Origin of the sequence: Labedella gwakjiensis, assembly GCF_003014675.1 — a bacterium.
In the GTDB taxonomy this organism is placed as follows: domain Bacteria; phylum Actinomycetota; class Actinomycetes; order Actinomycetales; family Microbacteriaceae; genus Labedella; species Labedella gwakjiensis.
Genome location: NZ_PYAU01000001.1, coordinates 397393 through 421329, shown reverse-complemented (window position 1 = coordinate 421329; position 23937 = coordinate 397393). Strand labels below are relative to the sequence as shown.

Below are 23937 nucleotides of genomic sequence, written 5' to 3'. Positions count from 1 at the left end.
TGCGGTCGGCCCGTGTGCACGATGATCCCGCTTCCCTGCGGTTTCGAGGTGCACCTTTCTGTGCGTCCGGCGAGACTTCCCTCATCAACTGACAGTGACACGACCTGACGGGGTCCACGGAGGTTATTTCCTTGGCTGCTGCGCGCAACGCAACTCCCACCACACTCAAGAACGGCCGCGGGGCTTCCCGACTGTCGTTCGCCAAGATCACCGACACGCTGACCGTTCCCGATCTGCTCGCGTTGCAGACCGAGAGCTTCGACTGGCTCGTCGGTAGCGAGGCCTGGAAGGCCCGCGTCGCCGAAGCATCGGCGGAGGGTCGGCAGGACCTGCCCTCGAAGAGCGGACTCGACGAGATCTTCGAGGAGATCTCTCCCATCGAGGACCTCGGCGAGACGATGCAGCTCTCGTTCGCGAACCCCTACCTCGAGCCGGAGAAGTACTCGATCGAGGAGTGCAAGGAGCGCGGCAAGACCTACGCGGCCCCTCTGTACGTCGAGGCCGAGTTCATGAACCACCAGACCGGTGAGATCAAGACCCAGACGGTCTTCATGGGCGACTTCCCGCTCATGACCGAGAAGGGCACGTTCATCATCAACGGCACCGAGCGTGTCGTCGTGTCGCAGCTCGTCCGCAGCCCCGGCGTCTACTTCGAACGCCAGCAGGAGAAGACCTCCGACAAGGACATCTACTCCGCTCGCGTCATCCCGAGCCGCGGTGCCTGGCTCGAGTTCGAGATCGACAAGCGCGACCAGGTCGGCGTCCGCATCGACCGCAAGCGCAAGCAGTCCGTCACGGTCTTCCTCAAGGCCCTCGGCCTCACGAGCGAGCAGATCCTCGAGGAGTTCAAGGGCTACGAGTCCATCGAGCTCACCCTCGAGAAGGACGCCATCCTCACCAAGGAGGACGCGCTCCGCGACATCTACCGCAAGCTGCGTCCGGGCGAGCAGGTCGCCGCAGAGGCCGCCCGCGCGCTTCTCGACAACTTCTACTTCAACTCGAAGCGCTACGACCTCGCGAAGGTCGGTCGCTACAAGATCAACAAGAAGCTCGGTCTCGACGCGCCCCTCAGCGACTCGGTGCTCACGGTCGACGACATCGTCGCGACCATCAAGTACCTCGTCCGCCTGCACGCCGAGGAGTCCACGTTCAACGGCCTCCGCAGCGGCAAGCCCGCCGAGATCCGTCTCGACACCGACGACATCGACAACTTCGGCAACCGTCGCATCCGCGCCGTCGGAGAGCTCATCCAGAACCAGGTCCGCACGGGCCTCAGCCGGATGGAGCGCGTCGTCCGCGAGCGCATGACCACGCAGGACATCGAGGCCATCACGCCGCAGACGCTCATCAACGTGCGTCCCGTCGTCGCCGCGATCAAGGAGTTCTTCGGAACCTCCCAGCTGTCGCAGTTCATGGACCAGAACAACCCGCTCGCTGGTCTCACGCACAAGCGTCGCCTCTCGGCCCTCGGCCCCGGCGGTCTCTCGCGCGAGCGTGCCGGCGTCGAGGTCCGCGACGTCCACCCGTCGCACTACGGCCGCATGTGCCCGATCGAGACCCCGGAAGGCCCGAACATCGGTCTGATCGGCTCGCTCGCGTCCTTCGCCCGCATCAACGCGTTCGGCTTCATCGAGACGCCGTACCGTCGTGTCGTGAACGGCAAGGTCACCGACGAGATCGACTACCTCACCGCCATGGAGGAGGCCGACTTCATCGTCGCCCAGGCCAACGCGCCCCTCAAGGCGGACGGTCACTTCACGGAGGACCGCGTCCTCGCCCGTAAGACCGGTGGAGAGGTCGACCTCGTGCCGGCCGAGGACATCGGCTACATGGACGTCTCGCCGCGCCAGATGGTGTCGGTCGGTACGTCGCTCATCCCGTTCCTCGAGCACGACGACGCGAACCGCGCCCTCATGGGTGCGAACATGCAGCGTCAGGCCGTTCCGCTGCTCCGCAGCGACTCACCGCTCGTCGGAACCGGTATGGAGGGCTACGCCGCCATCGACGCCGGTGACGTGCTCACGGCTCAGAAGGCCGGAGTCGTCGCCGAGGTCTCGGCCGACGTCGTCACCATCCAGCTCGACGAGGGTGGGACGCAGACCTACTACCTGCGCAAGTTCGACCGCTCCAACCAGGGCACGAGCTACAACCACCGCGTCATCGTCAACGCCGGCGACCGCGTCGAGGTCGGCGAGGTCATCGCCGACGGACCGGCCACGGAGAACGGCGAGCTCGCGCTCGGCAAGAACCTCCTCGTCGCGTTCATGACGTGGGAGGGTCACAACTTCGAGGACGCGATCATCCTCAGCCAGAACCTCGTGAAGGACGACGTTCTCTCGTCGATCCACATCGAGGAGTACGAGGTCGACGCTCGCGACACCAAGCTCGGCAAGGAGGAGATCACCCGTGATCTCCCGAACGTCAGCCCCGAGCTGCTCAAGGACCTCGACGAGCGCGGCATCATCCGCATCGGCGCTGAGGTCCGCCCCGGCGACATCCTCGTCGGAAAGGTCACGCCGAAGGGCGAGACCGAGCTCTCGGCCGAGGAGCGCCTGCTCCGCGCGATCTTCAACGAGAAGAGCCGCGAGGTGCGCGACACGTCCCTCAAGGTGCCCCACGGCGAGTCCGGCACGATCATCGCGGTGAAGGAGTTCAACGCGGAGGACGGCGACGACGAGCTCGGCTCGGGCGTCAACCGTCGTGTGGTCGTCTACATCGCCCAGAAGCGCAAGATCACCGAGGGCGACAAGCTCGCCGGCCGTCACGGCAACAAGGGTGTCATCGCGAAGATCCTGCCCGTCGAGGACATGCCCTTCCTCGAGGACGGCACGCCGGTCGACGTCATCCTCAACCCGCTCGGTATCCCCGGTCGAATGAACTTCGGTCAGGTCCTCGAGCTCCACCTCGGCTGGATCGCTCAGCAGGGCTGGAAGATCGAGGGCAACCCCGACTGGGCCAAGAAGCTGCCGGAGGTGGCTCGCGAGGCCGCTCCGCGGACCAAGGTCGCGACCCCGGTGTTCGACGGCGCGTCGGAGGAGGAGATCGCAGGTCTGCTCGACTCGACCCTCGTCACGCGTGACGGCGACCGCCTCATCGGTTCGTCCGGTAAGACGCCGCTGTTCGACGGTCGCTCCGGCGAGCCGTTCCCGGCTCCCGTCTCGGTCGGCTACATGTACATCCTGAAGCTGCACCACCTCGTGGACGACAAGATCCACGCCCGCTCCACCGGTCCGTACTCGATGATCACCCAGCAGCCGCTCGGTGGTAAGGCGCAGTTCGGTGGACAGCGGTTCGGTGAGATGGAGGTGTGGGCCCTCGAGGCCTACGGCGCCGCATACGCGCTCCAGGAGCTCCTGACGATCAAGTCCGACGACATCCTCGGCCGCGTGAAGGTCTACGAGGCCATCGTCAAGGGCGAGAACATCCAGGAGCCCGGCATCCCCGAGAGCTTCAAGGTCCTGATGAAGGAGATGCAGTCGCTCTGCCTGAACGTCGAGGTCCTCTCGGCCGACGGCACGGCTGTCAGCCTCCGCGACACCGACGACGACGCGTTCCGCGCGGCGGAAGAGCTCGGCATCAACATTTCCTCCCGGTTCGAATCCTCGTCGATCGACGAGATCTGATCCCGGTCACGAAACGCTCTGTAGAACTTCGAGAAGATTCACCGTAGGAGATAAGAATTGCTCGACGTAACAACATTTGACGAACTCCGCATCGGTCTCGCCACCGCCGACGACATCCGTCGTTGGTCGCACGGCGAGGTCAAGAAGCCGGAGACCATCAACTACCGCACGCTGAAGCCCGAGAAGGACGGCCTCTTCGGAGAGCAGATCTTCGGGCCGTCCCGTGACTGGGAGTGCGCGTGCGGAAAGTACAAGCGCGTCCGGTTCAAGGGCATCGTCTGCGAGCGCTGCGGCGTGGAGGTCACCAAGTCCTCCGTCCGTCGTGAGCGCATGGGCCACATCGAGCTCGCCGCTCCGGTCACGCACATCTGGTACTTCAAGGGTGTGCCCAGCCGTCTCGGCTACCTGCTCGACATGGCGCCGAAGGACCTCGAGAAGGTCATCTACTTCGCGGCCTACATGGTCATCAGCGTCGACGAGGAGGCACGTCACCAGGACATGCCCGGTCTCGAGAACGAGCTCCGGCTCGAGATCAAGACCCTCGGCGACCAGCGCGACGCCCGTATCGCCGACCGTCTCAAGAAGCTCGAGGACGACCTCGCTGCTCTCGAGGAGGAAGGCGCGAAGGCCGACCAGAAGCGCAAGACGAAGGACGCCGCCGAGAAGGAGATGGGGCAGGCCCGCAAGTCGTTCGACGAGCAGATCGCCCACCTCGAGCGCGTCTGGGAGGACTTCCGCACCCTCAAGGTCGGCGACCTCAAGCCCGAGGACGCCGTGTTCCACGAGCTGCAGGACCGTTTCGGCCTGTACTTCGAGGCCTTCATGGGTGCCGAGTCGATCAAGAAGCGCCTCGAGGCCTTCGACCTGAAGGCCGAGGCCGAGCTGCTGCACCTGCAGATCGCCGAGGGCAAGGGTCAGAAGAAGATCCGCGCCATCAAGCGACTCCGCGTCGTCAACTCCTTCGTGCAGACCGGCAACTCGCCGGCCGCGATGGTGCTCGACGTCGTGCCGGTGATCCCGCCCGAGCTGCGCCCGATGGTGCAGCTCGACGGTGGCCGCTTCGCGACCTCCGACCTCAACGACCTCTACCGTCGTGTGATCAACCGGAACAACCGTCTCCGCCGTCTGCTCGACCTCGGTGCCCCCGAGATCATCGTCAACAACGAGAAGCGCATGCTCCAGGAGGCCGTCGACGCACTGTTCGACAACGGCCGCCGTGGTCGCCCCGTCACCGGAACCGGCAACCGTGCGCTCAAGTCGCTGTCCGACATGCTCAAGGGCAAGCAGGGACGTTTCCGTCAGAACCTGCTCGGAAAGCGCGTCGACTACTCCGGCCGTTCGGTCATCGTCGTCGGCCCGCAGCTCAAGCTCCACCAGTGCGGTCTGCCCAAGCAGATGGCGCTCGAGCTGTTCAAGCCGTTCGTCATCAAGCGCCTGATCGACCTGAGTCACGCTCAGAACATCAAGGCGGCCAAGCGCATGGTCGAGCGTTCGCGCGGCGAGGTGTGGGACGTGCTCGAGGAGATCATCCGCGAGCGCCCCGTGCTCCTCAACCGTGCGCCCACGCTGCACCGTCTTGGCATCCAGGCGTTCGAGCCCCAGCTGGTCGAGGGCAAGGCCATCCAGCTCCACCCGCTCGTCTGCGCCGCGTTCAACGCGGACTTCGACGGTGACCAGATGGCCGTCCACCTCCCGCTGTCCGTCGAGGCCCAGGCCGAGGCGCGCATCCTCATGCTCGCGTCGAACAACATCCTGAAGCCGTCGGACGGCCGTCCGGTGACCCTGCCCTCGCAGGACATGATCATCGGTCTGCACCACCTCACCACCGTCACCCCCGGTGCCGTGGGCGAGGGACGTGCGTTCTCGAGCATCGCCGAGGCGATCCTCGCGAAGGACCAGGCGTCGCTCCACCTGAACGCCGAGGTGCGCATCCGTCTCGAGGGCCTGTACTTCCGCGAGGGAGAGGCGCCCGAGGGCTTCGAGCAGGGCAAGCCGTTCCTGCACACCACCACGCTGGGCCGCGCCCTCTTCAACGAGGCGCTGCCGGTGGACTACCCGTTCATCGACGCCGTCGCGGACAAGGGCCAGCTCTCGTCGATCGTCAACGACCTCGCCGAGCGCTACCCCAAGGTGGAGGTCGCAGCCACGCTCGACCGCATCAAGGACGCCGGTTTCTACTGGGCCACGCGTTCCGGTGTCACCGTCGCGCTGTCCGACATCCTCACGCCCCCCAACAAGCGTGAGATCGTCGCCGGCTACGAGAAGCAGGCAGCCAAGGTGCAGTCGCAGTTCGAGAAGGGTCTCACGACCGACCTCGAGCGTCGTGCGGAGCTCATCAAGATCTGGACGCAGGCGACCGACGACGTGCAGAAGGCGATGCGGGACAACTTCCCCGTCGACAACACCATCAACCGCATGGTGTCCTCCGGCGCTCGTGGTAACTGGCTGCAGATCCGGAACATCGCCGGTATGCGTGGACTCGTGTCCAACCCGAAGGGTGACATCATCCCTCGTCCGATCATCTCCTCGTACCGCGAGGGACTGTCGGTGGCCGAGTACTTCATCGCGACGCACGGTGCCCGTAAGGGTCTGGCCGACACGGCCCTCCGTACGGCCGACTCCGGGTACCTCACGCGTCGACTCGTCGACGTGTCGCAGGACGTCATCATCCGTGAGGACGACTGCGGGACCTCGAAGGGTCTCGAGCTGCCGATCGCGGCGTTCGACTCCGCCGGCACGCTCGTCCGCGACGCCAACGTGGAGAACTCCGTGTTCGCCCGTTCGCTCGCTGCCGACGCCGTCGACGCGCAGGGCACCGTCATCGCCGAGGCCGGTTCGGACGTCGGAGACGTTCTGATCGACAAGCTCGTCGCCGCCGGTGTCGAGTCGATCAAGGTCCGGTCGGTCCTCACGTGCGAGTCCGCCGTCGGTGTGTGTGCTGCCTGCTACGGCCGCTCGCTCGCCACCGGAAAGCTCGTGGACATCGGTGAGGCCGTCGGCATCATCGCGGCCCAGTCGATCGGTGAGCCGGGAACCCAGCTCACGATGCGTACCTTCCACACGGGTGGTTCCGCGTCGGCCGACGACATCACGCAGGGTCTTCCCCGCGTGCAGGAGCTCTTCGAAGCCCGTACCCCGAAGGGTGCGACCCCGATCGCCGAGGCGGCCGGACGCATCACGATCGAGGAGACGGACAAGAGCCGCAAGGTGATCCTGACCCCGGACAACGGCGACGAGCCGGTCGTCTACCCGGTGCTGAAGCGTGCGACCCTCCTCGTGGAGGACGGAGAGCACGTCGAGCTCGGGCAGAAGATCCACGTCGGTGCCGTGGACCCGAAGGAGGTCCTGCGCGTGCAGGGCGTCCGCGAGGTCCAGAAGCACCTCGTGGGCGGTGTCCAGGGCGTCTACCGCTCGCAGGGTGTCCCCATCCACGACAAGCACATCGAGGTCATCGTCCGTCAGATGCTCCGCAAGGTGACTGTCGTGGACCACGGTGACACGGATCTCCTCCCGGGTGAGCTCGTCGACCGGTCGTCCTACAACCGGATCAACCGCGAGACGCTCACCGAGGGCAAGAAGACCGCGTCGGCGCGTCAGGAGGTCATGGGTATCACCAAGGCATCCCTCGCGACCGAGTCGTGGCTGTCCGCCGCGTCGTTCCAGGAGACCACGCGTGTGCTCACGCAGGCCGCCATGGAAGGCAAGCGCGACCCGCTCGTCGGCCTCAAGGAGAACGTCATCATCGGAAAGCTCATCCCCGCGGGCACTGGTCTCCAGCGCTACCGCAACGTCGCCGTCGAGGCGACGGAGGAGGCGAAGGCCGAGCGCTACCCGAACCGCATCTTCGCGGACGACGGCGCGTTCAGTGAGGCGGACCTCTCGTTCGTCGACTTCGACAGCTTCTCGAGCGACGACTTCACGCCCGGCACCTACAGCTAGGCACGAGTCGCAGTAACCGAAGGGCCCCGGCATCCGCCGGGGCCCTTCGGCGTTCCGCCCCAGCTCTGGCCTCCGGCGTTCCGCCCCAGCTCTGGGGGTGCCTCGGTCGAAACCGTTATCCGGACGAGATCCGTGCGCGTCGATCGGACCCGTAGATTGTGATCATTCCGGAGGGGACAGGCGCCAGCCGACCGGGGCTCGATGACCACGGGTGCGTGGACGTGGATCATGGCGGCGTCGAGAGAGGCACCCATGGGCACGGACGATCCGCTCGCACCACCACCACCGAAGGGAGGATCGTCGACCGACGGATCCTCGGACGCCGAGCCGGGCCGTTCCCGGTGGAGGCTGGCCGTGACGATCGGCGCTGTGGTCGTGTTCGCGGTCGTCGGGGCGATCGGCGGCGCAGCTGCCGGCCGGTCCGTCGCCGAGGCTCAGCCGTCCGCACCTCAGCCGTCCACCCCCGTGATCTCACCCGTACCGCCGACGAGCGCCGCACCGTCACCGTCCGCGAGTCCGTCCGAGTCGCCGACCGTCGAGATTCCCGCGAGCTGCGACGGACTCTACTCCGACGCCGTCTACGCCGACCTCACCGGGTGGGCGCGGCTCAACGCCAACGCCGACGCCCCTGGCGGGGGGACGTCGCCGACGATCTCTCGGGGGATCGTCGCCGATACGCTGTGGAACCTCGACCGGCTGCAGTGCACGTGGTTTCCGAACGACGACTTCCACCAGGTGATCGGGACGACGGTGGCGGCCATCTCGCCCGTGACACTCGAGGGCCTCTCCGAGGTGCTCCAGAACGGCACCTTCACGTGCGAGACCCACCGCTCGGGCTCGCTCTGCGAGATGGTCGAGAGCAACGCGTACACGCTCACCACGAGTGTCTACATGCGTGAGGGGATCATCATCGCGACGGGGATGACCGAGGTCTCGTACGAGGGTTACCTCGACGACGTCATCGACGCGCTCTGGGGAGCGCGGCGATGAGTGCGGCAGCGCGGAGCGGCCGTCGCATCATGCCCGCCCTGGCCTGGGTGCTCGTCGCCCTCCTCCTGATCGTGGGCTCGACCGCCGTCGGATTCCTCGTCGGCAGTGGGGCCGAGGCCGTGTCAGAGGCGTCTCCGACGACGTCGGCAGTGCCCACCGGTGCCCCCTCGACGCCTACCGGATCGACGCCCTCGCCGGTACCGACGACGGTCCGAGCCCCCTCGTCCTGCACGGCCGCGTACACCGTGGAACTCGTCGAGCGCGAGGGGTCCGGGTACCTCTTCGCCGACCCGGCAGGAACGGTCGTCGACGAGATGGCCGATCCGGCGATCGCCGCCGCGTTCGAGTCGTTCGGCGGGCTCCGGTGCGCCTGGTCGTACGAGCAGGGATCGGAGATCGACATGGTCTCGGGTGTCGCCGAGGTGCCCGTCGCCGAGATGGCCGATCTGGGGGCCCAGCTCCGCGCGTCCGGAGCGGAGTGCGTATTCGTCCGCGCAGGCCTCGTGTGTCGCACAGGCGGCCCCGACGACCCGGACGACTCGACCTTCGTCGGCGAGGTGCACATGCTGCGTGACGGACTGTGGACCGTCCACGTCGGGCACTGGGGCGTGTCGGAGTACGCGTCCTCGATGAACGATGCGCTCTTCGGCGGGCTCGAGGTCGACGTCCCCGCCGAGTGATCGCTCGCCCGGGCGACCCGGTTCCTCGGCTGTAACGGGTGCCGTCGGGCTGCGGGCGCCTCTCCGTCAGACGGTTGCGAAACCGTTATCCGGATTTCATCCGTCCGTGCCGCCGGGGACCGTAGATTGTGATCATTCCGGAGGGGACAGGCGCCAGCCGACCGGGGCTCGACGACCGCGGTGCGGGGACGTGGATGAGGGCGGCGCCGAGAAAGGTGCCCTGATGGGTTCCCCCGATCCACTCGCTCCCGAGCCGCCGGCGGCGGAACCGACCGATCCCCCACCTCCCCGCCGGCGGAGGGGGATGATCCTCCTGGCGGCGACGACGGTCGTTCTCGCCGTCGCCGCGGGCGTCGGCGGGGCGTGGTGGGGCGGAGAATTGGCGGGCGCCTCCGGCGCGTCGGCCGAGCCGACCACGGGGCCCGAGGCCGCGCCGCCGCCGTCGAGTTCGCCGTCGAGCCCCGCGCCGACACCCGGACCGACCGCTGACGCCCTGCCGGACGAGTGTTCCACCCTGTACAGCCCCGGCTTCTTCGACGAGCTCGACGCACTCGACGACGGGCACATGGAGCTCAACCGCACGGACTTCGACTTCCAGACCCTGCATCGCGGCCCGCGGCTGTCGGACGATTACCTCACCGGCGTCCTGTGGAACCTCGACCGGCTCCAGTGCGATTGGGATCCGCCGCCCACCGACGTGTTCATCGGAACGACCGTGGCGCCCCTGCCGACGTCGGCCGGTGAAGACGTGACGACGGCGCTGACCCTGTCCGACTTCACGTGCTCGTCGTACCGCGAGGGCACGCTCTGCCTGCAGACGACGGAGTACGCGGAGTCGTCGACGACGCTCGTCGACGAGGTGTTCATCCGAGACGGCCTGATCGTCGCGACCGGATACCTCAACATCTCCGTCGAGGGATACCTCGACGACATCGTCGATTCGCTGTGGAGCGAGCGATGAGCGCCGCTGAGGGCCGACGGGGCCGAGGCGTTGCCGCCGTGGCGGTCGTCGCAGCGGTCCTGCTCGTCCTGGGGTCGGGCGCGGCCGGTTTCGCGCTCGCCGGTGGCCTGACGGCCGGGGGAGTCCCTGGCCCGTCGAGCGCCTCGTCCGCTGCCCCTGTCGCATCGGAGACGCCCCCGACGGTCCCGACGTCGGAGCCGACGCCGGCGGCGGAGACCGTGTCGGTTCCGGCCTCATGCGACGAGGCGTATCCGACGTCCCTCCTCGACAGGAGCGTGCCCGGCTTCGTCGAGGCGGACGAGGTGAACGACGTCGATTCACGAGTCGGGGATGCGGACGTCCGGGCCCGGTTCGGCGAGCTCGACGGCATCCGGTGCCGCTGGGACGACGGCTACGGACGAGCGGAGATCGTGTCGGCCGCCGTCGCCGTCCCGTCCGGAGAGACGCCGGAGCTCGTCGAGCTCCTCCGAGCGACGGGGTCCTGCGCCACCGTCCGCTCGGGTGTCATGTGCGTGATGCCGCGGGTCGTCCGGGAGGACGGATCGGAGCAGCTCGAGACCCACATGGTGAGGGACGGCGTCTGGGCCGTCCACATCGGCGAAGAGGACACCCCGGAGTACGCCGCGGCCATGAGCGACGTGTTGTACGGCGAGGTCGACGTGCGCGTCCCCTCGACGTGATCGGCCGCACCCGGCGGGCCGCGACGGCGGTCGCGGCTCTCCGGGTGCCCGACAGGTAGCATCGGAGACGTACCCGATCCGCCCTGGAGGAGTCATGACGCACATCGAGGTCGACGACGAGCCGCGCTCCCCGTCCGACTCCGCGACGTCCGACGGCAATGCTCCGCGCCGGAGCGGCCTCTGGATCGGCTCGGCGATCGCGATCGTCGCCGTTCTCGCCCTCCTCGCCGGTACGGTCTTCGCCCTCCTCACGCACATGGACGGCGCGGGCGAGCAGAGCCCCAGCCAGCCGAACGCCGGCGGCTCGTCGTCCGACGGCTCTCGTCCGGTGCCGGCCGAGACGCCCGCAGCGGCTCTCGCGGCGCCGCGGCCCACCGATTGCCAGCAGATCTACTCGGCGGAGATGCTCGCATCCCTCCAGGCGACGGGCCTGCCGCTCAACGACGGCTCGGTCGCCGACAGTCTCGGCACGACGGACCCCGAGCTCGCGGACGTGATCGCCCAGAACAGCACCTTCAAGTGCAGCTGGGGATCCGCGGGGGAGTACGGGCTCAACACGAACATCACGCAGGTCTCGACCGAATCGTCGACGGTCGTGCTCGATCGGCTGTCCGCTCTCGGCTTCGAGTGCTCTACGGAATCCCAGGGCACCCGCTGCGTGCAGAGCGAGACCGTCACAGACGAGCTCGGCACCTACCGGGCGGGAGAATCCCACTTCGTCCGCGGGGGCGTCTGGGTGGCGACCCACTGGATCAACTTCGCGCCCACGGGCTACACCCAGGACATCGTCGCCTCCCTCTGGCCCGCGGAATAGGGCGGAGAGCCCGGCTCCGGCGACGCCCGCGTGCCACCCGGATGCGGGGGAGGAGCGGCGGTAGAGTCTCATCGAGCAGAGACCGCCTGCTCGCCGCAGAACGGGAGCTCCACCATGACGTCGAACACGCCGGACCACGAGGCTTCGGACCACAACGAGACCACACCGCACGGTGAGGCGGGCGTTCCCGTCGAGCCCGTACAGCCCGTCTCGGCACAGGACGTCTACGACGGAGACGAGACCCCTTCATCCGCCGCCCCCGGAGGCGAGCGATTGCACCCCGACGCCGTGAACGATCCGGCCGATGGTGTGCGTACCGATGCGGCGGCCGCGGAGGCGGCGGACGTCGGCGCCGAGGAGCGTGAGCCGTACCCCATCGGAGCGACCGACGCCGAGCCGGCGCCCGTGACGTCGTCCTCGTCGGGCGATGAGATCGTGGTCGACTACGGCTCGGCGCAGGAGCCGGACCCGGCGGACGAGCCCCCGCTCACGAAGCCGTCGCCCGCGGACGAGCAGCACCCGTATCCTCCGCAGGCGCTCGGCGAGCCCGCACCGGCGACCGCGACGGCCGCCACCGGTGCCGGCGTGGCCGGCGTCGCCGCGGCGGGTGCCGCCACCGATCGCGATCGCGACAACGCTTCGGAGCGGACCGACCGCGACGCAGACGCCTCGAGCCGTCCGGTGTACGTGCAGGCTCCCACGCCGCCGAAGGCGAAGGGTAACCGCGGTTTCGGCATCCTGATCGGACTCCTCGCGACCGTCGTGTTCGCCGGGCTCTACCTCCTCGCCCTCGTGTTCGTCGTGACGCCGTTCATGACGCCGGCCTCGGACGCCGCTCCCGACACGGCGCTCATGAGCACGCTCGCGAGCGCGGTGTTCTACGTTCCCGTGATCGTCTTCTTCCTCGCCTGGGCCCTCCTCGTCGTGATCCTCACGCGCGCCTCCTGGTGGGGATACGTGATCGGCGGGTTCTTCGTCGGTCTGCTCACCTACGCCGGATACCTCGCCGGTCTCCTCGCGGCCAACGCCTTCGAGGTGGCCCCGTCGCAGGTGCCGCAGTTCCTCCTCGATCACCTCTTCGATGCGCCGGCCCTCCTCGCCTTCGTCATCGCCCGAGAGGTCCCGATCTGGTTCGGCGTCTGGGTCGGCAAGCGCGGCCGCGCCGTCCGGGTGCGCAACGCCGAGGCGCGCGACGAGTACGAGCGTCTCCTCGAGGCCGGTCCCTCGGCGCGCGTCTGACGGTCGCGCGACACGCACTCGCCACCCGCGCGCCGCGGTCCGACGCCGAGGGGGGGACCCGTCCCCATCGCGACCGGCCGGTGCCGTCGAGTAGCGTTGCAGGAACGGCCCGCCCGGGCACGCCGTCGCACGCGGCATCCAGGGCGTCGACGAATCGAGGGCACTGGTGACCGATGGAAGGACGCATGGCGTGACGGATCGGATCGTGATCGTCGACGAACGATCGGAGATCTCGATCACCGCGTTCGGTCGGACCGAGACCGGGCCGGTGCGTGCGGTCAACGAGGACAGCCTCTTCACGTCCGCGCCGGTCTTCGCCGTCGCCGATGGACTGGGAGGGCACCATCGCGGCGACCTCGCGAGCCGCGCGATGGTCGAGCAGCTCGCCCTCAGCATCCGGCCGGGACGTCCGACGACGCCCGACGCGATCTTCACCGCGATCACCGCGGCGAACGCGGCCGTCCGCTCGTGGAGCGCTCGCGGAGGTGTCGCCGGGACGACGATCGCCGGTGTCGCCCTCGTGAGTCTGTCGACGCAGATCGATCTGCACTGGATGGCCTTCAACATCGGCGACTCCCGCGTGTACCTGCGCGACGAGCGCGGGCTGCGTCAGGTGACCGTCGACCACTCGGCCGTGCAGGAACTCGTCGACGACGGCTCCATCACCCGCCTGCAGGCGGCGACCCACCCCGACCGCAACGTCGTCACGCGTGCCGTCGGCGTCGAGGACGATGCGGATCCCGACGTCTGGCTCATCCCCGTGACGGGCCGCCAGACCTTCGTGATCTGTTCCGATGGTCTCACCCGCGACGTGTCGGAGGCGGAGATCCTTGCGGAACTCGACACCGACGTGGCGGCAGCGGCCGGCGCGCTCGTCGAACGCGCCATCCGACAGGGATCGCGAGACAACGTGACGGTCGTCGTCGTCGACGCCACGAGCACGGAGACCGGACCGGAGCGCCCCGGATATCACGACCTCCGGCCGCTCGGAGTGCTCGAAGAGACCCTTCCGCGAACATGAGACCCGAGAACGCCATGACCGTCTTCCGCTACCGCCCCACGCTCACTCCGGAGTGGCTCGTCGTCGCCGCGCCCGGGTGCATGCTCTCCGTTCGACTCGATCTCTCGAGTCCGCGCATCGAGCAGCTGGTCTCGCTCACTCGCGGCGGCTCGACCGTGCAGGGTCTCCTCGACGCCCTCACGTCCGGCGGGCTCGCGAACACGCCGTCGTTCGTGCTCGCGTTCTGGCTGCCCGGACGGCTGACCGCCGACGGGGTCGGCGTGGTGGCCCGCGGTGAGGGTCGCGCCGTCGTGGAGACGACCGGGGGAGACGTCGCGGTGGAGGCCGGCGGATTCGCGAGCTGGACCGAGCGTCACGTCGACGCGGCGACGGGTGTCGTCTTCGAGCTGGGCGACGCCGGTGGCGACGTCATCGACCTCGAGATCGACGGCGGCTCGGTGTGGGCATCGCGCGTCTCGGTCGTCGACGGTGCCGCCGATGCGGCGAGTCCTGCGGCGGCGAGCCCTGAGGTGGCGAGCCCTGTGGTGGCGAGCCCCGACACGACGAGCGCTGACTCGAGCATGCCCGAGCCCGACTCGGCTGATGCGACGGTCGTCGAGGACATCGACGACGATCCGATCGAGGGGCACACGATCGCGCGTCCCTCGCGAGCCGTGCGCGCGGCGCGCGAGGCGGCCATCGCCGATGCGGTCGCTCCACCGGCGCCTCCTCTCCCTCCGGCCCCCCCGCTGCCGTCGGTCGCGCCCGCTCCGGGTGTTCCCGGCGCGGCTGTGCCCGTCGACACGCTCGGTGATCACGACGGCCTCACGGTGCTGGCGGAGGACCTGCGCGCCGCTCGACAGTCCGGTCACCTGCCCGCCGCCGCACCGACACAGTCGTTCGCGGTGCAGTGCTACGAGCTGGAGCTGCCGTCGGGCGCACGTCAGCGTCTCGACGCACCCGTCCTCCTCGGGCGCGCGCCGAGCGTGGCCGGTGTGCCGGCCTCCGCCCTTCCCCACCTGGTCACGCTCGCGGGCGACGACATCTCGCGCAACCATGTGCGTGTCGCCGTCGAGGGAGGCACCGTCGTCGTGACGGATCTCCACTCCTCCAACGGGACGCTGGTCGTGATCCCTGGTCGGGCCCCCGAGAAGCTCCGCGGCGGTGAACCCACTCCCGTGATCGGCGGCTCACTCATCGATCTCGGTGGCGGGGTGACCGTCCGCGTCTGGGAGTGCTGACCGTGCGGCGCGCGCCCACGAGTCCCCCCGAGATCCCCGGGCTGACGTTCCTGCGACCCCTCGGGTCTGGAGGGTTCAGCGACGTCTACCTGTACCAGCAGGAGCTGCCCCGTCGTGAGGTGGCGGTCAAGGTGCTCGCGGCCGAGACGGTCGACGATCAGGCCAGGGCGGCGTTCGTCGGCGAGGCGAACCTCATGGCGCAGCTCTCGGCGCACCCGTACATCGTGACCATCTACGGCGCCTCGGTCGCAGCGGACGGCCGACCGTATTTCATGATGGAGTACTGCGCGGGGCCGAGCCTCGCCGATCAGTACAAGGACCATCGCTTCACCGTCGCCGACGCCCTGCGGACGGGCGTCCGACTCTCGAGCGCCGTCGCGACGGCCCACTCCGCCGGCATCCTGCATCGTGACATCAAGCCGGCCAACGTGCTCACCAACGCTTACGGGTGGCCTGCCCTCACCGACTTCGGAATCTCGGCGGCGCTCGAACCGGATCACGCTCACGCCGGCCTGACCTCTGCGGGCGACACCCCCGTCGGGGAGGCCGATGGAGGGACGAGCCCCACGATCGGCATGTCGATCCCGTGGTCACCGCCGGAGATGTTCGCGGATCACCCGCAGACGGATGTGCGGAGCGACGTCTTCTCGCTGGCCGCGACGATCTACACCCTGCTCGCCGGCCACACCCCGTTCGAGGTGCGCGGGAAGCCGAACGGGATGATCGACCTCATCGGCCGCATCGAACGCGGGGCGATGACGCCGCTCGAGAACGACAGGCCGGACGTCCCCCGTTCGCTCCTGCTCGTTCTCGCTCGCGGCATGGCCGTCGACAAGGAGTCGCGGTACGACTCGGTCCTCGAGTTCGCCCGCGCGCTGCAGAGGGTCGAGCTGGAGCTCTCCTTCAGCCCTACGACGATCGACGTCCCGAATCTCGCGGTGCCGGCCGCCGGTCGTCCGGACGCCGGAGACCCCGATGCCACGCGGCTGCGTGACATCCGCACCGTCGACGCCCAGGGCGCCGCTAGGGCCCAAGGCACCGTCGACGCCCAGGGCGCCGCCGGTGCCCGCCCGCCCGCGCCCAGTGCAGCGCCCGACGGCGGCGACGACGGCGCGACGGTGGTCCGTGGCGTGCGTTCGTCAGCTCCCGTGGCTCCCGCTCCGGCGGGTCAGGCGGCCCGCCCTGTGGACGACGCGACCGTCAGGGGCGTCCGCCGATCGACGGTCCGTGCGCGGCGCCGGTGGGTCCCCGCTCTCGTGATCGGTGTCGTCGTGCTCCTCGTGGGGGGTGCGGTCACGGCGGGAATCCTCCTCGGCGGGGATGAACGCGAACCCGTCGCGAGCCCCAGCTCGGGCGGGGACGACCCTCTCGACGTCGAGGGGGTCCCCGCGCCGGAGGAGGGTGACATCGCGATCGGCGGCGGTGGATCGTCCGTCACCTTCACCTGGACCAACCCGGACGCGCGCGAGGGCGACCGCTACATCTGGCAGCGGACGGACGGCGTCGCGGGCGACAAGACCCCGTCGAGCGAGGCCTCCGCGACGATCGACGGCATCACCCCTGGCGACGAGGTGTGCGTGTCCGTCTGGATCGTGCGCTCCGGTCGTCAGTCACCCGAACCCCTGGAGATGTGCACATCGTGACGAATCCCCGTATCGAGTTCTGCGGCGAGTGGTACGACGTCGCCGACGACGAGCCCTTCTACATCGGCCGGGACGCCGACCTCGTGATCGACGAGAATCCGTTCCTCCATCGGAGATTCCTCGCCGTCTCGCGCGAGAACGGCCTGTGGTGGCTCGCGAACGTCGGGACGCTGCTGTCTGCGACCGTCTCGGACGACTCCGGTCAGGTCCAGGCGTGGCTCGCCCCGAACGCCCGTCTCCCGATCGTCTTCCCGACGCTCAACGTCCTCTTCAGTGCCGGGTCGACGACGTACGACTTCGCCATCCACTCCGGGTCGGAGTATTTCGCCACATCGCAGCTGACGTCGGCGTCGACGGGGGAGACGACGGTCGGCCCCATCCACCTGACGACGAGCCAGCGGTTGCTCGTCGTGGCGCTCGCCGAGGACATTCTGAAGCAGAACTCCCCCGGTCGGGGAGAGATTCCGGCGTCGGCGGACGCGGCGGCCCGCCTGGGCTGGACGCAGACGGCGTTCAACCGCAAGCTCGACAACGTGTGCGACAAGCTCGACCGGCACGGCGTGCAGGGTCTCCGGGGCGGGCGCGGCAAGCTCGCGACGAACAGGCGCGCACGACTCGTCGAGTACGCCGTCTCCACGCGTCTGGTGGATGCCGACGACCTCATCCTCCTGGAGCGCAACGCGGCGGAGGTGGAGGCTGCGGCATCCGCTGGCGCCGAGCCCGACGAGAGTGCTGAGACGACGGGGTCGATCACGCCATCGTGAGCATGCGTCACGCCTGAATTGGGGGTGAGGCGGACGCCGTCCGACCAGTGGCCGGGACGGCGTGCGTGTTAGCGTCGACGAGGGGTCGCTCTTCGCCGTCGGGCGTCACCCGTGACACGGATGATTAGAGAACCGCCGAGGGGATGTGACGGATGGGGATAGCGACATGGCTGCGCGGCCGCAAGGTGACCGCGTCCGTCGTCGCCGTTTCGGTGCTCGTGGCCGTGCCGGTCTCGTTCGCCATCCTCCACGACGGCTTCCCTGTCACCGACGTCACGCTCGATGCCAAGGACGTCTGGGTCACGAACGGCTCAGAGCTCCTGGCCGGTCGCCTCAACCGGCAGATCGAGGAGCTCGACGCCGCGGTTCAGACCGTCTCGAACGAGATCGACATCCTGCAGGACGGCGAGACGGTCGTTCTCCACGACCTCACCGGTTCCACGATCGAGATGATCGATCCGTCGTTCACGACGCTCGTCGAGCAGACCGACATCCCCGCGGGTTCGTCCGTCGCTCTCGGGGCCACGACCCTCGCCGTGCTGTCCGCCGACGGCGAGCTCTGGACGACCGACGTCGGATCGGGTCTCGAACTCAGCACCGTCGACGTCGAGCCCACGCTCGAGCTCGGCGCCGGCGCCCAGGTGGCCGTGTCCTCGAGCGGAACCGTCTTCGCCCTCTCGACGGAGGAACGCGAGCTGCACACGCTCCCGGCGGACGGCTCCGAGTCATCGACGCAGCAGATGCCGGCCCTCGAGGATGTGGAGATCGCCGCGGCGGGGGAGGAACCCGTCGTCTTCGATCGCACCGGCAATCGGATCGTCCGAGGCGACGGCTCGACGGTCGACCTGCCGGAGCAGGGCCTCGTCCTGCAGCAGTCGAGCCCCTCGGACGACGTGGCCCTCGTCGCCACGGGCGATGCGCTCATGGCGGTCCCGCTCGCGGGTGGTGATGATCCCTCCGTCGTCTCCGCGAAGGTCGGCAGGGCGTCGACCGAGCCAGACGATGTGGCCGCTCCCGTCAACCTCGCGGGCTGCTGGCACGGAGCGTGGTCGTCGTCGAGCCGCTACATGGCCGTCTGCGGCGACGACGTGGATCGTCAGGACGTCGAACCGACCGCGGACGGATCGCCCCTGATGTTCCGCGTTAACCGGCAGATCATCGCCCTCAACAACCTCTTCACCGGTGACATCTGGCTCGTCGACGCGAACATGCGCCTCGTCCAGAACTGGGAAGAGGTGACTCCTCCGGAGGAGGAGGAGGGCGAGGAGGGCGACGAGAAGGCGTCGCGGCAGTCCTTCGAGGACACGATCGCGGAGCGCACCGAGGTGAACCGCCCGCCGATCGCGCGCGACGACGAGATGGGCGTGCGGCCGGGCCGATCGACCGTCCTCCCGGTGCTCGACAACGACACCGATCCGGACGGCGATGTCCTCACCGTGATCAGCGACACCGGGATCGGCGAGAAGGACGGCGTCCTCGAGTACGTCGACGGTGGGCGCGCCCTCCAGTTCACCCCGGCGGAGAACAAGACCTCCGGCACGATCTCGCTCCGGTACACCGTGTCGGACGGGCGATCGGGCGGTGTCTCGACCGCGTCGCTGTCGATCCGTGTCGTGCCGTACGAGATCAACGAGCCGCCGGCCGAACAGCGGGTAGGCGCGACGTCCGTCGAGTCCGGCCAGACCGTGTCATACAACGCCCTCACCGATTGGCGGGATCCCGACGGCGACGACATCTACCTCAAGAGCGCGGCCTCGAAGGCGGGGGATCGCGTGCGGTTCTCGCCCGACGGCTTCGTCACCGTGACGCACTCCTCCGGGCAACTCGGAGTCCGCGACATCGTCTTCGTCGTCTCAGACGGCACGACCGACTCGACCGGAAGCTTCGCCCTCGATGCGAAGCCGGCCGGTTCGATGAACCCCGTCGGGACGCCCGATTTCGCCGATACGTTCGTCGGCCAGGCCGTCGAGCTCGACGTGCTCGACAACGACGTGTCACCGTCGGGCGAACCGCTCGCGCTCGTCGGCGCCGAGGCTCTCACCGCCGGGGTCGGAATCACCCCGAACACCGACACGGGAACTCTCTCCGTCTCGGCCGGAGCCCCCAACTCCTACTACATCAAGTACACGCTCTCGGCCGGATCGAAGACGAGCGTCGGCCTCGCGCGCGTCGACGTGTCGCAGATCCCGGAGGAGGTCGGTGCGCCGATCGCGGTCCGCGACACGCTGTACCTGCGTCCGAACGAGCCCACGAGCCTCGCGGTGCTGAACAACGACGTGTCGCCGTCCGGTTCGGTGCTCGCCGTCCGATCCGTCGAGGCCTCGGACGACGCATCCTCGCTCTCGATCGAGTTGCTCGGTCAGTCGGTGGTGCGCGTGACGGCGAACGAGGCGATCGATCAGCAGCTGCAGTTCTCCTACACGCTCTCCGACGGGCTCCACGACGCGACGACGACCGTCACCGTCGTCCCCGTCGCTCCGCTCACGAAGCATCAGGCGCCCATCCTCGAGGACGACTTCGTCAAGGTGAGGGCCGGAGACATCGCGAGCGTTCCCGTGCTCGACAACGACCTCCACCCCGACAACGCCGTGATGACGGTCGACCAGGAGCTCACGAAGGCCGCAGAGCAGGGTCTCTCGTTCGTCACGGGCGACCGCGTCCGTTATCAGGCCCCGTCGGAACCCGGTGTGTACACCGCGACCTACCAGGTGACCGACGAGTTCCAGCAGAAGGCGGTCGCGAACGTCGTCTTCACGGTGGTGCCGGCGGATCCCGACAACAACCTCGCGCCCACGGCCCCCACCCTCACGGCCCGCGTCTTCGCCGGCGCGGACGTCGAGGTGAACGTGCCGCTCGACGGCCTCGACGGCGATGGCGACTCCGTCGTCTTCGACGGTGTGACGGGGGCGCAGAGCCTCGGCCTCGTGCGCAGCCAGACCTCCGACTCGTTCGTCTACGAGGCGAACCCGACCCAGTACGGGACGGACACGTTCCCCTACCGTGTGAAGGACGTCTACGGCGCGACCGCGATCGGCACGATCAAGATCGCGGTCATCGAGCGGTCGACGCAGGACATGTCGCCCATCGCGGTCGACGACCGCATCGAGGTCCGCCCCGGTCGCGTCGTGAGCGTGCCGGTGCTCGCGAACGACTCGGACCCGAACGCCTACACGATCGAGCTCACGGACGAGCTGGGCGACGTGCCCTCGAACGTGACGGCGGAGGTCGACGGCGGCACTGTCGAGATCGAGGCTCCGGACGAGGAGACCAACTTCGCGATCCGCTACACGATCTCGAACGGGCACGGAGGCACGGACAACGCCTACGTGCAGGTGCGAGTGACCGAGCAGGCGCGCATCCAGCCGCCGGGTGTGGAGGACCACGTCGTCGAAGCCGACGAGGTCGTCGCGAAGCGCACGGTCGACATCGACCTGCGCGAGGGCGCGTCGAACCCGGGTGGACGCGCCGCCGATCTGGTCCCGACGGTCGAAGGCCCGAACGCCGGTGCCGTCGAGCTCCTCGAGGACGGCACGGCCAGGGTGACCCTGGGCGACACCCGCACGGCCATCACGTACCGCCTGACCAACGACGTCGACGACCTCAGCTCAGCGGCCTTCATCGTCGTGCCCCCGTTCTCCGACGGCCTCCCACCCCGACTCATCGAGGACGAGCGCATCGTCGAGAAGAACCAGACGAAGACGTGGAAGCTCAGCGAGATCGCCGAGTCGCCGACGGGCAAGGACATCGCGCTCACGAAGGCCGACAAGGTCACGAGTACGCGCAGCGACGGAACGCCGAACTTCGTCAACGACCAGACCGTGACCTTCACGCCGGCGAAGGACTATCGCGGACCCGCCTCGCTGAGCTTCGAGGTGAGCGACGGCACAGCTCTCGGTGTCGTGCTCCTCACGATGCCGATCACGGTCGGCGACCCGGAGATGAAGGACGAACCCCCGACCTTCACGAACCCCACCCTCTCGATCGAAGCCGACGGGACACCGTTCCCCATCGACCTGCGCGAATCGGCGGCGCACCCCAACGCCGAGGTGCTGCGTTCGATCTCGTTCGGGTCCCTCGGCCAGCCCACCGGAGGGATCCAGGCGAGCCTGAGCGGGTCGGAGCTCACCGCGAGCGCGCCCCTCGGCGTGCAGCCCGGAACGTCCACGACGATCCCCGTCACGCTGACCTACCGTGATTTCGAGGTGACGGGTCAGATCAACATCCGCGTCGTCGCGTCGTCGAGACCGCTCCCGCAGGCCTACGACGATTCGGCGGCGGACGCCCGGAAGAACAGCACGGTGACCATCCCGGCGACGGCCAACGACTTCAACCCGTTCCCCGACCAGGACCTCACCATCACAGACGTGGCCGTCGAGACGGGCGATGCCAGGGCCTCGATCAGCGGCGGGAACGTCGTCATCGCGACGGGCGCACCGAAGAGCCAGGACATCAGCGTCCTGTACACGATCCAGGATGCGACGAAGGATCCGTCTCGGACGTCGCAGGGCCGCGCGACGGTCACCGTGACGGACGTGCCGGACGCGCCTCCGGCCCCCGCCCTCACGGCGAGCGACCGCAACATCGCCGTCACGGTGAGCCCGACACCGGCGAACAACGGCTCGGAGGTCACCGGCTACACGGTGACCCGCAACGACGGCACGGTCAAGACGGACTGCTCGCCCGGCGTCCCGTGCAACTTCGCCGGCACGAACGGAACGACCTACAGCTTCACCGTGACGGCGACGAACGGGGTGGGCACGAGCGAGCCCTCGCCGGCGAACAGCGAGGTCTCCTACGGCAAGCCCGGTGCGCCCACCAACGCAGCGATCAACAAGACCAACCAGTACGCGCCGAGCACGTTCCGCCTCTCGTGGGCGGCTCCAGCCGACAACGGCGGCCGTATCGACCGCTACGAGTACCAGTTCGACAGCCAGCCCGTGCAGTCGACGACGGCGACGACGGCGACCTCCCCACGGGCCGACGCCGGCGAGCACTCCTTCTACGTCCGCGCCTGCGGACCGGGTGGGTGCAGCGACTGGAGCAACCGACCGAGCCAGACCATCGAGAACGAGCCGCCGCCGCCCGCGAAGATCGTCCTCTCCGAGGGTGACGGGTACAGCGGTGGAGGAACGGGCAAGCACTACCGCCTGGTCGTCACGGGATTCCCGGCCAACAGCAGCTTCGTCGTCGAGTGCTACGCGAGCGCCGGCAAGGTGATCACATCCCAGCGGGACATCAACGGCAACGTCTACCGGACCGACGGCGGTGGCGGGTGGACCGGACAGACCGGTTGCTACGACGGATTCAAGGGCGACCACTGGGTCATCATCACGATCGGCAGCGTCAGTGCCGAATCGAACAGAGTGAATTGGGGAGCTTGACAACAATGACCGTCACGACCGAACAGGCCACCTGGTTCCACGACGCCTTCGAGAGCCTCGTCGACAACGTCGACAAGGCGATCCTGGGGAAGAAGAACGTGATCAGGCTCGTCGTCGCCGCGATGCTGAGCGAGGGGCACGTGCTGCTCGAGGACTACCCGGGCACGGGCAAGACCGTGCTCGCCAAGGCCCTCGCGAACACCCTCGACGGCACGCACTCGCGCATCCAGTTCACGCCGGACCTCCTGCCCTCCGACGTGACGGGCGTCACGGTCTACAACCAGGAGTCGCGGACGTTCGAGTTCCACAAGGGCCCGATCTTCGCCCAGATCGTGCTCGCCGACGAGATCAACCGCGCGTCGCCCAAGACGCAGTCGGCCCTCCTCGAGGTCATGGAGGAGGCTCTCGTCACGGTCGACGGCGCGCCGCATCCCGTCGGCAGCCCGTTCATGGTGATCGCGACGCAGAACCCGGTCGAACAGGCCGGAACGTACAAGCTGCCCGAAGCCCAGCTCGACCGCTTCCTCGTGAAGACCTCGCTCGGATACCCCGACCGGGAGACGAGCGTCGACCTCCTGCTCGACGCCGCCAACCGCGCCAGGGCCTCACGCGTGTCGCCCATCATCGGACCGGAGTCGGTGACGGCCATGATCCAGCTGGCATCCGAGGTGCACGTCGAGCGCGCGGTCATGGAGTACATCGCCGATCTGCTCCAGGGCACGCGTGACGACGAGCATGCCGCCCTCGGCGTGAGCATGCGCGGCGGACTCGCCCTCGCGCGGATCGCCAAGACCTGGGCCCTGTCGCAGGGGCGCGTCTACGTGACCCCCGACGACATCCGCGACCTCGCCTCGCACGTGCTCGCCCACCGCATCATCGTCGACGCCGAGGCGGAGTTCGCCGGCACGACGGCGCAGGAGATCGTCGATCGCGTCCTCTCGCGGGTGACGCCGCCGGCCGCCCGGGCTGCGTAGCGATGGAG

At 68.6% G+C, this 23937-nt stretch carries 14 protein-coding genes; all 14 read left to right on the top strand.

The genetic code is table 11. From position 1 onward, the window contains the following. Positions 1–131 precede the first annotated feature (131 nt). The 14 genes from rpoB (at position 132) to CLV49_RS01845 (ending at position 23929) form a co-directional block, all read left to right on the top strand. Positions 132–3623 (top strand): DNA-directed RNA polymerase subunit beta, encoded by a 3492-nt coding sequence (rpoB, locus tag CLV49_RS01910; RefSeq protein ID WP_106562026.1) that lies wholly within the window; start codon positions 132–134, stop codon positions 3621–3623. A 57-nt stretch (positions 3624–3680) separates the two neighbouring features. Next, a complete protein-coding gene (gene rpoC / locus CLV49_RS01905; RefSeq protein ID WP_106562025.1) occupies positions 3681–7562 on the top strand; it encodes a DNA-directed RNA polymerase subunit beta' in 3882 nt (1293 codons plus the stop codon). A gap of 354 nt (positions 7563–7916) precedes the next feature. After that, complete coding sequence (locus CLV49_RS01900; RefSeq protein ID WP_127054506.1) at positions 7917–8552, top strand: hypothetical protein; 636 nt, start codon at positions 7917–7919, stop codon at positions 8550–8552. Then, positions 8549–9232: a hypothetical protein gene (locus tag CLV49_RS01895; RefSeq protein ID WP_106562023.1), complete on the top strand. Its 684-nt coding sequence runs from the start codon at positions 8549–8551 to the stop codon at positions 9230–9232. The genes CLV49_RS01900 and CLV49_RS01895 overlap by 4 nt, the downstream gene beginning before the upstream one ends. A 304-nt stretch (positions 9233–9536) precedes the next feature. Next, positions 9537–10193, top strand: coding sequence for a hypothetical protein (locus tag CLV49_RS01890; protein ID WP_106562022.1), 657 nt, complete (start codon positions 9537–9539; stop codon positions 10191–10193). Further along, complete coding sequence (locus CLV49_RS01885; RefSeq protein WP_127054504.1) at positions 10190–10873, top strand: hypothetical protein; 684 nt, start codon at positions 10190–10192, stop codon at positions 10871–10873. The genes CLV49_RS01890 and CLV49_RS01885 overlap by 4 nt, the downstream gene beginning before the upstream one ends. Before the next feature lie 94 nt (positions 10874–10967). Continuing rightward, on the top strand, positions 10968–11687 hold the full coding sequence (locus CLV49_RS01880; RefSeq protein ID WP_106562020.1) for a hypothetical protein: 720 nt from the start codon (positions 10968–10970) through the stop codon (positions 11685–11687). 114 nt (positions 11688–11801) lie between these two features. Then, positions 11802–12926 (top strand): vitamin K epoxide reductase family protein, encoded by a 1125-nt coding sequence (locus CLV49_RS01875; RefSeq protein WP_106562019.1) that lies wholly within the window; start codon positions 11802–11804, stop codon positions 12924–12926. A 190-nt stretch (positions 12927–13116) separates the two neighbouring features. Next, positions 13117–13947: a PP2C family protein-serine/threonine phosphatase gene (locus tag CLV49_RS01870; protein ID WP_208019893.1), complete on the top strand. Its 831-nt coding sequence runs from the start codon at positions 13117–13119 to the stop codon at positions 13945–13947. Next, positions 13944–15167, top strand: a complete 1224-nt coding sequence (locus tag CLV49_RS18430; protein WP_208019892.1) for an FHA domain-containing protein — start codon at positions 13944–13946, stop codon at positions 15165–15167. Before CLV49_RS01870 ends, CLV49_RS18430 begins: the two co-directional genes overlap by 4 nt. Further along, complete coding sequence (locus CLV49_RS01860) at positions 15161–16810, top strand: serine/threonine-protein kinase (protein ID WP_243696753.1); 1650 nt, start codon at positions 15161–15163, stop codon at positions 16808–16810. Before CLV49_RS18430 ends, CLV49_RS01860 begins: the two co-directional genes overlap by 7 nt. Then, positions 16798–17574, top strand: coding sequence for a hypothetical protein (locus CLV49_RS01855; protein ID WP_424978949.1), 777 nt, complete (start codon positions 16798–16800; stop codon positions 17572–17574). Before CLV49_RS01860 ends, CLV49_RS01855 begins: the two co-directional genes overlap by 13 nt. Before the next feature lie 152 nt (positions 17575–17726). Continuing rightward, complete coding sequence (locus CLV49_RS01850) at positions 17727–22955, top strand: Ig-like domain-containing protein (protein ID WP_106562017.1); 5229 nt, start codon at positions 17727–17729, stop codon at positions 22953–22955. Between the two features lie 5 nt (positions 22956–22960). Then, entirely contained in the window at positions 22961–23929 is a 969-nt protein-coding gene (locus CLV49_RS01845) for an AAA family ATPase (protein WP_106562016.1), read from the top strand. The last annotated feature ends 8 nt before the right edge of the window (positions 23930–23937 follow it).

What these genes read in the sequence shown, in the direction of transcription:
- CLV49_RS01895 (WP_106562023.1), top strand. Translation starts at nt 8,549, where the DNA reads ATGAGTGCGGCAGCGCGGAGCGGCCGTCGCATCATGCCCGCCCTGGCC.
- CLV49_RS01890 (WP_106562022.1), top strand. Translation starts at nt 9,537, where the DNA reads ATGATCCTCCTGGCGGCGACGACGGTCGTTCTCGCCGTCGCCGCGGGC.
- CLV49_RS01885 (WP_127054504.1), top strand. Translation starts at nt 10,190, where the DNA reads ATGAGCGCCGCTGAGGGCCGACGGGGCCGAGGCGTTGCCGCCGTGGCG.
- CLV49_RS01880 (WP_106562020.1), top strand. Translation starts at nt 10,968, where the DNA reads ATGACGCACATCGAGGTCGACGACGAGCCGCGCTCCCCGTCCGACTCC.
- CLV49_RS01875 (WP_106562019.1), top strand. Translation starts at nt 11,802, where the DNA reads ATGACGTCGAACACGCCGGACCACGAGGCTTCGGACCACAACGAGACC.
- CLV49_RS18430 (WP_208019892.1), top strand. Translation starts at nt 13,944, where the DNA reads ATGAGACCCGAGAACGCCATGACCGTCTTCCGCTACCGCCCCACGCTC.
- CLV49_RS01850 (WP_106562017.1), top strand. Translation starts at nt 17,727, where the DNA reads ATGGGGATAGCGACATGGCTGCGCGGCCGCAAGGTGACCGCGTCCGTC.
- CLV49_RS01845 (WP_106562016.1), top strand. Translation starts at nt 22,961, where the DNA reads ATGACCGTCACGACCGAACAGGCCACCTGGTTCCACGACGCCTTCGAG.